Source organism: Bacteroidota bacterium (genome assembly GCA_017303905.1).
Classification (GTDB): Bacteria; Bacteroidota; Bacteroidia; order B-17B0; family Aurantibacillaceae; genus JAHEYG01.
Window position 1 is genome coordinate 540,240 of record JAFLBH010000003.1, and the last position, 14,286, is coordinate 554,525.

Below are 14,286 nucleotides of genomic sequence, written 5' to 3' on the forward strand. Positions count from 1 at the left end.
CTACTGTTTGCTATTTAAGACCCCCTTGTAAACGTTAACTATTTTTTCCGACACACTATCACTGTCTAATCCTAATTTCATTAAGCGTAATCTTCCACCTGTTTCACCCTTAAAATCAAGAGCTTTTCTCAAATCCCGTGCTACTGTTTCATCATTGAATTGAGTGAGGTAACAACCCTTTAAATCTTTAAGCAACTCAGCAACATCTCCCACATCCGTACATACAATTTTACAGTTGCATGCCATAGCTTCTTTAATAACATTTGGCGATCCCTCATACAGCGAAGTCATTAACACTACTTCAGCCGCATAATAGTAATACTTTGTTTTATTATGTTCAATATTATGTACTGCCAGCAATTCACAGTTTTTGTCATTTAATTTCCGAAAGGCGGCTTCAGCTAAACTATAATTCTTTTCCGGTCGTGCCGGATCCGCAAGAAATAAAATGTATTTTTTATTTACATCCAATGCTAACACTTGTTTTGCATCCTCTTTGCTCAGTACAGGGTATTTACTTAAATCAACACCATTAGGTATTACTTGATCTACTTTAACGACACATTTCCTTTTCATATCCTCTGACTTCACAATTACTCGCTTCCAAAAAAAAGAAAATACCTTCATAATAAAAGCCCATAAACGGCTTAAATGCACGTCGCTTCCCATTAATGAAACCACTAATGGTCTTTTTGAGAAAGTAAGAACGGAAACGTATGCACATAAAGAATAATGAGCGTGGATCAGATCCGGTGAAAGTTCCTTTATTTTTTGCCGCAAGGGGTATACGTTTTTTAAATAGCCTAAAACTCCTTTGCCTTTTATTTTATAAAACTCAATATTTACAGCTTTATTCTGCTTAATAATCGATTCCGCCTGATTATTCACAATTACATCACTTCCGGTAAGATTTCCGCTAATAACAAATAAAACTTTCATTATAATAGGAAATTAAATCGTCTGAGGTTTTATTCGCTTTTTAAACGAGTTTAATAACCGTGCCATTTTCTCAGTGAAATTAATATCACCTCTATTCATAAAATTCATAAGAGGAAGGATTTTCTTTTTGTGAAAAAAGTACATTTTCCAGAAAACTAATTTCCTAAAGAAAACTTTGAACAACCAATTTCTGCGTTTTAATACTGAGTCGTAATTTATTTTTACAAATTCTGTTTTTCGATTCTCAAAAAACTCCAAATCTACCTGATAACTTTCCTTTTCAAAAATTACAGAAACTAATGTAGTTATATATTGTCTTGGTGGTAGCGGATTAAATGTATTCTCAAAAACATAATCCGAAAAACAAAAATTACCCAAACTATAGAAAATATATTTACCCTTATAAATTTCAAAGGGCTGAATGGTGTGAGAATGTGAACCGATTATTAAATCGGCACCTGCATCAATCAATGCTCGCGCTACTTCAGGTTGATCATAGTCCGGATAATATCCACCTTCTACCCGTCCGCCCCAGTGCAACAGCGCAACTACATGATCTGTTTTTTGTTTCAAGTCGATGATATCTTTGCGCGCCTTTTCCACTTCAAAAACATTAAGGTAAACTCCTGCATTATCAGGCATATTGGGATTGGTATCAAGCGTAACGTAATTCAGCAAGCCTATGCTGACTCCCCTTTCGTTCAAAATAACAGGCTTATCAAACTGAAACCGATCCTGAGAAGCTCCTAGATAACGAATACCATTTTTATCCAATGACTCTGTAGTATTTTTAAATCCATCTTCCAAATGATCAAAAACGTGATTATGAGCCAAAGAAACCAGCTTCACATTCAAACCCGAAAGATAATTTAATGTTTCAGCGGTCGTGGAAATTCTAGGTCTGCGCAGCAAGTTTTCACCGTTCTCTCCTTTTGCCATACACTCTAAATTTCCAATCACAAAATCCTTTGATTGCAAAGAGGGTTGAATAGATTTAAATGGATTTACACCAGCTTTGTAATATTTAATATAGTCGTCGTTAAAGCTAATGTCGCCAACAAAAGTAACCGCTATATGATTTCTTTCTGAATTCACTAAATACCAAACTCAATCATTGAGCGCACATATTCTTCTTCGAGCACACTCTTTCCGTTTGCTAGCTTAAATATATTATTCCCTTCACAGTGCCAATAAAAACCGGAATACGTTAAAGTATAACTTCCAAAATATAAACATTGAAACTCTATCAAATAAAAATTCTTACCGTCAAACGCGATATCTAAACTTGCACACGGAACAGCCAGAGTTTCAAAACACATTTTGGCATAAGCCAGCATACCTTCCGGAATTTCCTTTACATAATTTCTTATACCACTTCCACTGGCTCTGAAATCATCCTTTTTTGTATCTCTTTTTAAAACATAATATTTACTGCCAAAAACCAATACTTTAAAATCGCCATTTAAACCGGGCACAAAACTTTGCAGAATAAATTTATTCCGAAACTTACTTTCTTGAATATATCCTTTGTACTTAAAGCCTCTACCTCTTTCCCACAGTTCACGAAACAGATTTTTAGTACGTGCAATTTTTTTTATTCCGCTCTTTAATTCGTTTTCAGTTTTAGCAAGCCCAACTCCCTCACTCATTGCACCGGCCGCTTGCTTATAAACCAATGGATACGACAGCTCGGACATCGTCTTCTCCACTTCCTCTAAGCTGCCAAATACCTTAGCCGACATGTTTTTTATCGCATTATTATCAAAAGATTTTCGTAACAACTCCATAAATACTTTGTTATTGTTTGCTCTTAAGTATTTGTGAGCCGGAATTACTCTTGCTCCTGATAATTCCAGATAATAAATGATATCTTCTATAAAACTCTTGTAATAATAATCTGTGTCTTCCGACGAGGTATAGATAACAGTTTTGCTTTTCCAAAAACTAAAATCGTGATTAGCTACCTCAGCGAAGTTCATAAACACTAAAGAAATTCCTGAAGCGGAAAAATATTTTTCAAGCAGCTTCCTGTCCATTCCCGAATTATAAGGAACAGCATTGTATTTTGATTCGAAATAACCTTTATAATCCGTAAGAGCAATTACTTCTTTCATGTTTTATTGTTTATTGACTCTGTTGACTTAGCTAAATTAGGTAAGTCCGTTTTTGTTGCGATTGAACTATAAAGTTCAATAAAGTTGTGAGTTAGTTTATCCAAACTAAACTCCGTTTGAATTCGCAATCGACCTGCCTCACCTTGCGATTTTCTCAAACTGTGATCATTTAACAGCAACGTGAGCCGCTCGGTTAGTTGATGAATATTAAAAGGCTCCACAATAAACCCTGTTTTTCCATCCACAACTATTTCCTTATTACCACCACTATCGGTTGCAACTACAGGTTTTCCCATTGCCATACCTTCCATGATTGCATTAGAAATTCCCTCGGCATGACCAATAGTATTACAAATCAAACAATGAATATCAAATATGTTAATGTAATCCTCAACAGCCGTTATGTTATTCAAAAAACGATAATGTCCACTATTTTGATTTGCAATTAATGCTTTAGCTTCGTTTAACTTTGAACCATTACCAATAAAAACAACGGTGATATCTTTCCTGCTCTTCAATAACTCCTGCGTTGCCATGATAATTGTTTTGTGATCTTTCGCGTCCAAAAAATTACCTACCATACCTATAACAAATCCATCTTCAATATTCAATTCGCGTTTTATAGCCTCAGCTTCCTTATTAAGTTTAGCTCGCTTGAAATCATATCCATTGTAAATAGCTCTGTTTTTCTGAGAAACCTTCAAACCATGCGCTTCTAATCCTGTCAGCGAATTGGCAAGAACATAATCTGAAAATAAAAAAGTAATTTGTGCTAATAGTCCGGTTTTACTAAGAGCATTAATTTTCTTGCCGTACCTTATCGAGTAATTCACAAAAGGAATCTTATTTAACCAAGTATAGAAACAAACAAAAAGTGAACTTTGAAAATCCCATGACTGCACTATATCCGGCTTTACTTGCTTTATAACCCTTCCAACCTCCTTAAATAATTTAAATTTAGAGATGCTTTGCTTATCCAATACATGCAGTTGGCAACCAATCTCCTTTATTTCAGGATAAAGAATTGCGTTTTTTAGCAGAAGCAATTCGCAATCAAAACCATTCGCTACTAAACCCTTTATGAGTTCAATAGATTGTCTCTCCTTCCCTCCTAATTCCAGACTACCAATAACAAATAGTATTTTCAACATCAATAATTCTTTTATACTTCTTTCTTAATCTCACCACCGAGCTCTTTTAACTTTGAAATTATCTCTTCCTTTCTTTTTATTGGATCTTTCGATATAATAATCACTCCCTTTTTAATTGAGTCCTTCTTATATTCCTCTAAAGTCTTAATAACCCTTGCAGGAACACCTGCAACAACTGTATTTGCAGGAACGCTTTTTGTAACAACACTTCTTGCGCCTATAACTACATTATCACCAATAGTTACTCCATACATAATCATCGCATCCTCCCCTATAAAAACATTATTGCCAATTTTTATGTTTCCGAAAACATTGAGTCCTTGTATTTCATTTCGAAACAAAGCAACACCTCCATCATGAGTTTGAAATTTAACACCAGAGGTAATTGTAACATTATCTCCAATTTCAATCAAGTATGGTTCACTCCCGAAATAAATCCTTTTTCCGGTAAAACGTGAGTTACTTCCAATTCTAACACCATAATATTTTCTATAAACTTCACATACAGAATACGCATCACTCCTATAAATAAGAAACTTTAAATAAAGAGATTTTAATATATTTATTATTGTAGACATAGTTTACTAAAAAAAACACTCATTTCCTTACCTAAAAAGTAATAATCAAAATTATTAAGTGCCACAAAAGTTTCTCGTTCACCAATTTCTTTTGCCTCATTCTTATTTTTCAAAACCCATTCCATGTTCCTTGAAAACGATTCTTTATCACCGACCTCTGAATATAAAACAGTTTCTTTATCCTTAAGATAATTTACTATATCTCCAATTGGGTTTGCGAGAATAACTGTGCCTGATGATAAATATTCTGCCAGTTTGTGTGGGAATCTAGCTTTATCTTGCAATGAGTCAAACAAAGGAAGTAATAATCCTACTGATGACTTATACAAAACATGAAGTTCCTGATCCGATATATTGCTTAATACTGTAACCCTGTCCTCACAAGAATTTATTTTAATTTTTTGATAAATATTATCCATTTCTTGACGAGAACCATTGGTTATAATAATCAACTTACAATCCATATCTTTTAACAAACTAAAAGCTTCGATTATAAAATTGAGTGATTTATAATAAGCAGCGGCTCCACAAAACAAAAAAAAAGGTTGCCCGTGAGTTTGTTGCTTAACACCGTTAATAGCGGTTACATCAGCTATTACAGGTATTTTATGATACTTTTTCTTAGAAAACGCAAAGTAATCAGATATATAATCACTAATTGGCAAAAAGGCATCATAAAAGAACAATCCAAATTTATTAAACAAATAATCATTGATTCTATTCTTGAGTGAAGTGTTTGCTCTTCCTTTGTAAATCTCAACTAAATTAATCGTTAAACGAAATTTGATTAATCGTGAAACCATGAAATACTTCAAACTCTCGAAAAATGAATTTCTATTAGAGACAATCGCTACTTTAATTTTGTTACGCCTATTTAACTTAAATAGAATTATAAATTCAAGAATTGGTGCAAATAATTTTTGTGCATTTCGAATTATAAACGAATCGTTTCGAAGTGGTGAATACAAATAAATATAAAGCACTCCCATATAACTTCCAACCCGCCTTATTTTTGTTCCTACAGGATGCGTTGAACGTGTACAAATAACGGTAACTTTCCAATTCTGACTAGTTAACGCTCTACCCAATAATTTCTGCCGCTGAATAGCTGCCATTCCAAATGGGAAGCCTGACAGCCCAATAAACACAACATGCTTTGGGTTCCTATTACGCATTCAGTGGCTTAATTACTTTACAGGGATTTCCGGCCGCTACAACATTAGCGGGTATATCTTTTGTTACCACACTTCCGGCTCCAATAACGGTGTTGTCACCAATACTTACACCTTTCATCACTATCACACCATAACCTAGCCAAACATTATTCCCTATAATAACCGGCTTTGGTTTACCCGAACGAGGGTCGTTTAAATGCCAGTCGGAATCGGTGATTAAAGTATTGGCGCCACAGTTAACATTGTTTCCAATAACAATTTTATTAAAAGAACCTATCACCGTTCCGCTAAAACCGCAGTTATCACCAATAATAATTTCACTATTCTTACCATGTGTGGAGATGATGCAAGCATGATTAATGCCAATCAAATTGGTTGTAGAACCTGAACGAAAACGCGCCTTCTTTCCGATCTGAATAACGGAACCACTACTTCGCACAAATGTTGCTATACCATAAAAACGTGAACCGCTCCCCATTTGTATACCACAAAAAAAACAATACAGCCGGCAATAAACGGTTGAGTAAAACACTTGCACCGAAAGAAGTATATTTCTCACTTTATTAATAATCTTGTTACACAAATTAAGCATGGGCTAATTTCGATTTTGCCTTCATTAAAACTACGTCCTTGCTATAAACTCCTGCAATAAAAATGACAACAAGTATGGTTGATGTAATAAATACCTGAGTCAATAATGCAAGGTTGATGGCAATAAATACACTTACTATAAAAATTAAAGGCTGTTTAGAAAGAAAACAAAAATATTTAAACCCCTTGTATAAGCTAAACAAATAGAACAGCCCAAAAAACAAACCGTAGGTAGATAAGATACCGGTAAAGCCATAGGAGTAACTTCCCTCTTCATGCATTTCACCGCTTGCTTTTTCGCTAGAGGCGTATAAAATTCCTCTGCCGAAAAAGGGATGTTCTAAAAACAGTTTAGTTGACACGAAGAAAGCGTAAAACCGTCCGGACTCAGCACCATACTTTCCTAAATTCTGTTGTGCCGCGTAACTTTGATCTTCAAACTGCGTATTTATTTTCTCTTGCAAAAACTCGCCACTGGTATAAATTACAGTAGATATACTCAAAAAAATCATCACCGCGGCAATCTTAATACCAATGTTTACTTTCATTTTTAATAAATAACCTATTAACACTACAAACAAGGTAATAAAGCCGGTTGTTGAGAGGGTGGACAAGAGGCAAATAATAAAAAATACAGACTTCCTTTCAAAAACCTTACCTGTAACGCAAATATTAAGAATAACACCCAGTAAAAGAAATACGGCATACGCTCCGGGTTCATGAAACAAACCGGAGTTTCGGTAAATTCCTAAATCCGTATTAAATAAATCATCGCGCCAGGCCGCGGTGTAAATCAACAAAGAACGTGGTACAGAGCCCCATCCGTAAGGAAACACTGCTTCAATGGCTCCTCTCAAAAATTGATCAAATGGTGGATATAGTGATTGCAGAAGCCAAATAGGAAATGTAAAAACAGCAATAGCGTATAATACTTTGATGTAGTATTTTGCAAATGAAACGCCTAAAATTCTATACACCAAATACGGTAAATAAAAATAAATAAGAGGCGTATAAACACCTGCAAATGAGAATCCGTTGTAAATAAAACCTTGAATGAGTATTAAAGCGTAAAGCGCCAGTAACACTTTTATTATTTTATCGTCAAAAAACTTCACCTTCCGTTGCTTTGCCACAAAGAGCAAATAGACCAAAAAAATAAGCAGATACACATTGGTAATTGTATTAAAAAAAGGACTAACAGCGAATACACAAAAAACTACAATTAAGTAATTTTTCCATTGGCTTATTTTGCGCTTGTACAAATTCAACTCAATTTGTATTGATTAATTTATTAGTCTTCTCAATATTTAGAACCAACAAATAATTCATTAGAACACTTATCGCTAAAACAAGAACTGAGGAAACAACCTGCGAATAAATAACTATATCGAGAATATCACGAAAATAAAAAGACAAGACGTAGAGTGAAACTGCCTGGATTATACCGTACAATACAACAAACGTATACATATATGTATATTTTTTCATCACCACATTAAACATGTTACCCAATTTAAAAAACACAAAAGGACAAATTAAAAGTGCCATTTTTAAATAAGGAAGAGACTCTTTGTACTTAGGAAATAATTGAATGAAATAGTCAAATAGAAAATAACCTGCTACGCATAAAAAAGAAATAATTACAAAAGAGTAAAAATATACTTTCATTAACTTTTGAAAAATATCTTTTGGATTATTATGCTTCCCGAGGTTAAAGGAAAATTTAGGATAGAGATAAGTTGACAGAGTATTGGGAAGTATTGCCACTGTGCTTAGCAACATAATTATTGGAGAATATATACCTAACGTATGCGCGTTGCTGTTCTTTAAAATATAAAGTCGCGGAAGTGTATCAATAAAACTAATTAAGTAAGAGGATAAAAAAATCGGGAAGCCCACTTTGAGCAATTTCCAAAGTGAGTCAGTATGCAACACCGGTTTTAATTTAAAAGGGCGGTAAATATGCAGTAATAAAACATTTGCTAATACCAAAACAAGTTCATAAATAAGAAAACCGTAAAAGCCAAGTAACACGATTGGACAGGCCAAAAGCTTTAAGCCAAGGATAGCAAACTGTATGTTACTTAATTTATTAAAATTATCATCCGATCGAAAAGTAGCGGAGAGATAAGTAATGTAAAAATTGAGGATAACCCTAAGTATCGAAACTGCAATGGCTACAATGTGAATTTCTTTAAAACCTGAAATAATAAAAATTAAAGGAAAAAGAAGAATTAAAAGTACAATATCAATCAACGTAAATGCCAGCGTGGTTTGTGCATACCTCACAGCTGTCTCAGCCTCTCCTTTGCCAAGAGAAAAAGGCAGCTCCCGATTCATGCCATTCACGACGCCTAGTCGTAAAAAAACAGCATAGGTTTCAAAAATGGTTAATGCGCTCCAAATCCCCATATAATAGGGATCAATATTTCTGAACGCAATAAACCCAGTAACTAATGAAACCGGAATAGACAGATAAGAGGCCGATACATATTTAAGAAGCGTTCTGTTTCTTCCTATGTTTTTTAAATTAATAAATGTTTTAACTGTCAATTAATAAAAGGACGTAAACTATTTGGTTTCGTAGTACAAATCCGGTGCCGGAATTTGCTTTAATAAAATCTGAAAGTATTTATCGTGCTCTTCTTGTGAAGGCATTTTACCTAACTTACAAGTATCCGCACGAAAGCTTCTTCCTTGTGCTTCAAATGAAAATCCTTTAAACACCATGTATAAATACTCCTTCGCCTTTTGAATTTGTTCAGGCGAGGGCTTATGTTCTATTTCTTTATACTTGTTAAGGAGAGTAAAATATTCGTCAATTGTTTTTGGTTCATCACCAATGCCCAAACCATAATATTTTGTAGCTGCAGCGAGAATAACCGGCACACCTCGCGCAACCAAATCGGCACCCACTGATGAAACCCAAACCAAGCCAACATGAATAAAAGGAATCAAAGAAAACGTATTTAGCTTAACGTTTGAATTTACGACTAACACATTATTAAGACCTTCAGACATTTTATTCGCATAATGCCCTAACCTTATTTTCACTTTACTTTTTACCCATTCCTCAGCGGGGTGTATGCGTATTACAAGTTTAATATCCTTATTCTGCCGGAAGTATTCAATGGTTTGTTGTATGAAATCCTTATGACTTTTAAAAATTGTTTCGCGGTTTAACAAAGAGCTGTCGCCTATAACATTGCACGCTAACAAAAATACTTTTTGATCGCCCTTCAGAAAATCAGTAATATCCTTAGGAATTTCATCCGTAACCTTAGCTCGTTGCACCTTATGAAAGGTTTTCAGCCAACCGTCGTTTTGTTTTTTTCCATCCAAAAAACCAAAATACGAATTCATTTCACCTTCCTTCTTTTTATCCCATGCTCCAAAGTGTTTCATCCATCCTTTCACATTGTACTCTAGAGCAGGCGCATTGAAATTATAAATCATATGTCCCGCTCTCCATGCCCAACCTTCAACACAAACTGTTTCCTGATTTGAATCGAGCGCTGCCTTTAAAATCAATGGTGTATCCCAAATAATACCACTGTAGCATATAAATTGATGATACTTTTTATTACTTAATAAATTTTTAACACGAGCGGCATTTGCTGAAGCTTCCGTCATTAAAGCCTCCAACTCTTCTCGATACAAATTAATATTATCGGTTATATCCTGCGATTCTATATGATAATTGTAAGCTAAGGCAGCAATTTCATCCTTCTCACAATTTTTATAGTAATAATTAAAATCGCTTTTGTCAAACGCCAAGGTTTCTAAATCAATAAATTCGATATCCGAAATGTTCTTAGCTTTACTCCAAAACTGTTTTAAGTATGTATTATTATATAGGGTTTTGATTTCTGAACCTTTATACAATATGGTTGATGAAAACCCCTTTTTCCTTAAAACACAAGCGGAATAAAGTGCCCATTCAATCCAAGTATAATTTCTAAACGCTGTTATTAAAACACGATGGGAAACAGGTGGAATCTCTTTCATTTCATCCAACCATTGGCTCATTGAGCTTAAACAAGCTTTATCCTGCGAAACGAATTTACTTAAAAACCTTTTTACCACTTAAAAGTTAAAAATGTTCTAATATGGTTTTTCTTTGCATAGGATCCATTTCATTAATTTTTGGATCGGTATAGAATGAATCATTTCTATAATGCGTTGTAGATACTTCTTCCAATATAGCACCCTTATCGCTCCAAAATGCATGTTTCACGCCACGCTCTACAGTTAAAATATCTCCCTTTTTCAATACTGATTTTATGCTATTCATGCTCACACCTAACTCGCCACTTAATACATGGAAAGTTTCTTCTTTCTTTATATGATGTTGTTCAGGATGATGTTGTCCGGGGAATACAACGATTATTTTTTTACAGTATTCGCGGTTTATCAGATTCACGATTAAAATTCCGAATTCATGAAATTTATCTAAGCCATAATGATGCGACAATTCAATTTCCGCTTTTTCATTTAACACCACACCTGCTTCCGATAATAAACCTTTTGCTTCATGGATAATCTTTCTGATTTTATAATAATTATCTATTTCGGAAGTTTCAAAAATTGATTCGTTTGCTTTGTAATCTTTACTAGCCGTAAAGTTTGCTCTCACACGTCCAAACTGACTGCTATTTAATTGTCCCTCCTTACAAGGCATCGCAAAGAATACATCTTCTGCTTTTATTTTACTTCCTTTCTTAATGTCCTTTTTTGCAAACACACCGCGTTTTAATGACAATAAAGAATCAGCTTCATCCTTTGTGATAGCCTTATCATTATTACCACAGATTTCCATCGCCACTTTTGCCTCAGCAATCCACTTATCTGTTTCTTGCGGATTCATTGAGTAATTATTGAGCGTAATGGTATCCGTTGGTAAACCCACGTGTCTCTCAAATATTTTTGCTCCTTTTGCCACTGCTACTTTAATCACATCGTAATTATCAGGTGCCTCATGTCCGGAATAACCAATACATACATCCGGATAACGGTGTTTTAATTTTGAAATGAAATTTAAATTGAGTACATTGTTAGGGCTAGGATAAATACCTACACAATGAAGCACTGCAAAATTTGAATCTCGGTGGCCTAAGTAAGTTACTAAATTATCGATTTCAAATAAACTTAATCCACCGGTTGATGCAATGATAGGCTTATTTGTTTTTACAATCTTCTCTAACAAAGGCCAATCATCTGCGCTGCAACTGGCAATTTTAATCACTTCAATATTGTGTTTTAGAATGACATCTACAGAAGCTTCATCAAATGGTGTACACATCGAAATCATTCCTTCTGCTTTAATTGCATTTACCAATTGTAGGAACTGATCTTGTTTTAATTCTGTAGATAAAAAACGACTGATATGTTTCGCTTTTGTATCGTTACGAAAATCAGGATGAATGAATGAATCGAGCTGACGATATTGTAATTTAACTGCTGCTTTAATGTTGTGCTTTTTGGCTATTTTGCCCATTTCCTTGATGATATTAATCCCATGATTAACATCCCCTTGATGGTTGTTTGCCATTTCGAAAATAAATAGATTGTCAAACAATCCGTTGTTCTGTTTCATATTTTATAGTTGATTTATGCTTATTAATCTGTCGTCAATATAGTAATCTGCCGCGGGTTTACCAAACCTCAATTCATGGTATTTTACACCCCAGTTCTTCATTTGCGTGGCAGTGACTTCCGACCAGTCGATTCCTGTTTTTGAGCCTCTTGCCGTAAAAAGTACTATGTAATTTTTAGCGTCGTAAAGGCGATTTATTTTTTCGATGACCGGTGTATTTGGGGAAGAAAGATTATAATCATTGTTGGGTGATAGATTTGCTACAACACCATCTATATCAAAACAAAATGTCTTTCCTGAAAACTCTTCCTTTGAAGCTGATTTCAATTTTTCTAAATCTGAATAATGATCGATGTCATAATTTTCTTTCATGATATAAGCACCAATCACATCTCCTGTCATAGATTTTTTATCAAGTATAGTTGTGCCACGCGTAACATCAATCGAAGCGTTTTGTAAATACACCTTTGGCAATTTCTGACGAGGTTGATTGTAAGCCTCATCAATATGTTTGTCTGTTACAACAGGAATCAAAACTCCATTCTCTTCAAACCACATTTTAAATGGTGTTTCAGGCGCAGGCGCTACGGACCTAACCGAATCCCAATTTTTATTATTGATGAGCAATTGAATCATCGCATCAATATCCTCAACGTTGCGAATTGGCGTGGTTGGACGCAGATGAACAACAATATCAGCTTCATAGCCCTCAGTGCCTTTCAAAAATTGCAAAGCATGCTCAAAAACTTCTAAATCGGTTGCAAAATCACCCGAAATTTCTGCAGGTCGTATAAAAGGAATTTCAGCGCCAAATGACTTTGCTATTTGTGCATAGTAATCACTATCTGTAGAAACAATTGTACGTGTTATTAATTTCGAGCTTAAGGCCTGTTCAATTGTATAAGCCATCAACGGCTTTCCATTAACCGACATAATATTTTTATCGGGGATGGATTTTGAACCGCTGCGCGCAGGTATAATTGCTATAACATTCATTTACTTCAAATATTCCCAATACCATTTTAAGGCTTCTTCTAAACCTTTATCTAATGAATATTGTGGGTTATAGTTTAAATATTTTTTTCCTTTATCAATACTTGCTAAGGAGTGCGGTATGTCTCCCAAGCGATTTGGCCCATGAATTACTTTCACCTCTCCAATCTTCTTATCATATTTACTCAAATGCTTAATTAAGCTGGTCATTAAATCATTTAAGGTGGTGCGCTCGCCATAGGCTACATTGTACACTTGATTTAAAGCTTCTTTATTTTCTGTGCTTAAGGCGAGTAAATTGGCTTGTATCACATTGTCGATATAGGTAAAGTCGCGGCTGTGTGTGCCATCGCCGTTAATTACCGGACTTTCATATTTCATCAACTGCATCACAAACTTGGGTATTGCCGCGGCATAAGCACCGTTAGGATCTTGTCGGCGGCCAAATACATTAAAGTATCTTAAACCTATAGTGTCAATACCATAGGTTTTATGAAACACATCGGCATACAATTCATTCACCAGTTTTGTTACCGCATACGGAGAAAGAGGTTTGCCAATGTTTTCTTCTATTTTTGGTAATGCGGTACTGTCACCATAGGTACTGCTGCTGGCGGCATACACAAAGCGTTTTACCTTCGCTTCTTTAGCTGCTACCAACATATTCACGAAGCCACCAATGTTCACGGCATTGGTTGTAATGGGGTCGTTAATGCTGCGCGGTACTGAACCTAATGCTGCCTGATGCAAAATGTAATCATTACCGGCTACCGCTTTCTTACAATCTTCGAGGTTACGGATGTCGCCTTCAATTAATGTGAAGTTTTTGTTATTGAGCAGTTCCGCAATGTTCTCTCTTTTTCCGGTGGCGAAGTTATCGAGACAGGTTACTTTGTTACCAAGGTTGATGAGAGCTTCACATAGGTTGGAGCCGATGAAGCCGGCACCGCCTGTTACTAAAATATTTTTGTTGTTGATCATTTTTTAATTTGTTTCCCGCAGATTACGCGGATTTTCGCAGATGGGTTTCTGTACTTCCCCCTCTCTATTCATATAGTGGGCCGGGGTGAGTTTTATTTGTTTCCCGCAGATTACGCGGATTTTCGCAGATGGGTTTCTGTACTTCCCCCTCTCTATTCATATAGTGGG

At 35.1% G+C, this 14,286-nt stretch carries 13 protein-coding genes; all 13 read right to left on the reverse strand.

Annotated elements, in window-relative coordinates; translation table 11 throughout:
- On the reverse strand, window positions 1–939 hold the full coding sequence (locus J0L69_13015) for a glycosyltransferase family 4 protein (GenBank protein ID MBN8694109.1): 939 nt from the start codon (window positions 937–939) through the stop codon (window positions 1–3).
- Between the two features lie 12 nt (window positions 940–951).
- Complete coding sequence (locus J0L69_13020) at window positions 952–2,034, reverse strand: CapA family protein (GenBank protein MBN8694110.1); 1,083 nt, start codon at window positions 2,032–2,034, stop codon at window positions 952–954.
- Complete coding sequence (locus J0L69_13025) at window positions 2,034–3,053, reverse strand: hypothetical protein (protein ID MBN8694111.1); 1,020 nt, start codon at window positions 3,051–3,053, stop codon at window positions 2,034–2,036. Before J0L69_13025 ends, J0L69_13020 begins: the two co-directional genes overlap by 1 nt.
- Complete coding sequence (locus J0L69_13030; GenBank protein ID MBN8694112.1) at window positions 3,050–4,204, reverse strand: glycosyltransferase; 1,155 nt, start codon at window positions 4,202–4,204, stop codon at window positions 3,050–3,052. Before J0L69_13030 ends, J0L69_13025 begins: the two co-directional genes overlap by 4 nt.
- Window positions 4,205–4,215: 11 nt before the next feature.
- Window positions 4,216–4,782, reverse strand: coding sequence for an acyltransferase (locus tag J0L69_13035; protein ID MBN8694113.1), 567 nt, complete (start codon window positions 4,780–4,782; stop codon window positions 4,216–4,218).
- Window positions 4,770–5,957, reverse strand: coding sequence for a glycosyltransferase (locus J0L69_13040; protein ID MBN8694114.1), 1,188 nt, complete (start codon window positions 5,955–5,957; stop codon window positions 4,770–4,772). The genes J0L69_13035 and J0L69_13040 overlap by 13 nt, the downstream gene beginning before the upstream one ends.
- Window positions 5,950–6,435, reverse strand: a complete 486-nt coding sequence (locus J0L69_13045; protein MBN8694115.1) for an acyltransferase — start codon at window positions 6,433–6,435, stop codon at window positions 5,950–5,952. Before J0L69_13045 ends, J0L69_13040 begins: the two co-directional genes overlap by 8 nt.
- A 106-nt stretch (window positions 6,436–6,541) precedes the next feature.
- A complete protein-coding gene (locus J0L69_13050) occupies window positions 6,542–7,681 on the reverse strand; it encodes an O-antigen ligase family protein (protein MBN8694116.1) in 1,140 nt (379 codons plus the stop codon).
- A 136-nt stretch (window positions 7,682–7,817) separates the two neighbouring features.
- On the reverse strand, window positions 7,818–9,101 hold the full coding sequence (locus tag J0L69_13055) for an oligosaccharide flippase family protein (GenBank protein ID MBN8694117.1): 1,284 nt from the start codon (window positions 9,099–9,101) through the stop codon (window positions 7,818–7,820).
- Between the two features lie 18 nt (window positions 9,102–9,119).
- The gene (locus J0L69_13060) at window positions 9,120–10,577 is read right to left on the reverse strand and encodes a hypothetical protein (GenBank protein MBN8694118.1); all 1,458 of its coding nucleotides are present in this window, start codon (window positions 10,575–10,577) and stop codon (window positions 9,120–9,122) included.
- A gap of 64 nt (window positions 10,578–10,641) precedes the next feature.
- A complete protein-coding gene (locus J0L69_13065) occupies window positions 10,642–12,144 on the reverse strand; it encodes an N-acetylneuraminate synthase family protein (protein ID MBN8694119.1) in 1,503 nt (500 codons plus the stop codon).
- 3 nt (window positions 12,145–12,147) lie between these two features.
- Window positions 12,148–13,140 carry an acylneuraminate cytidylyltransferase gene (locus J0L69_13070; GenBank protein MBN8694120.1) on the reverse strand — a complete coding sequence of 331 codons (993 nt, stop codon included), beginning with the start codon at window positions 13,138–13,140 and terminating at the stop codon, window positions 12,148–12,150.
- Entirely contained in the window at window positions 13,141–14,118 is a 978-nt protein-coding gene (locus J0L69_13075; GenBank protein ID MBN8694121.1) for an SDR family oxidoreductase, read from the reverse strand.
- Window positions 14,119–14,286: the final 168 nt, after the last annotated feature.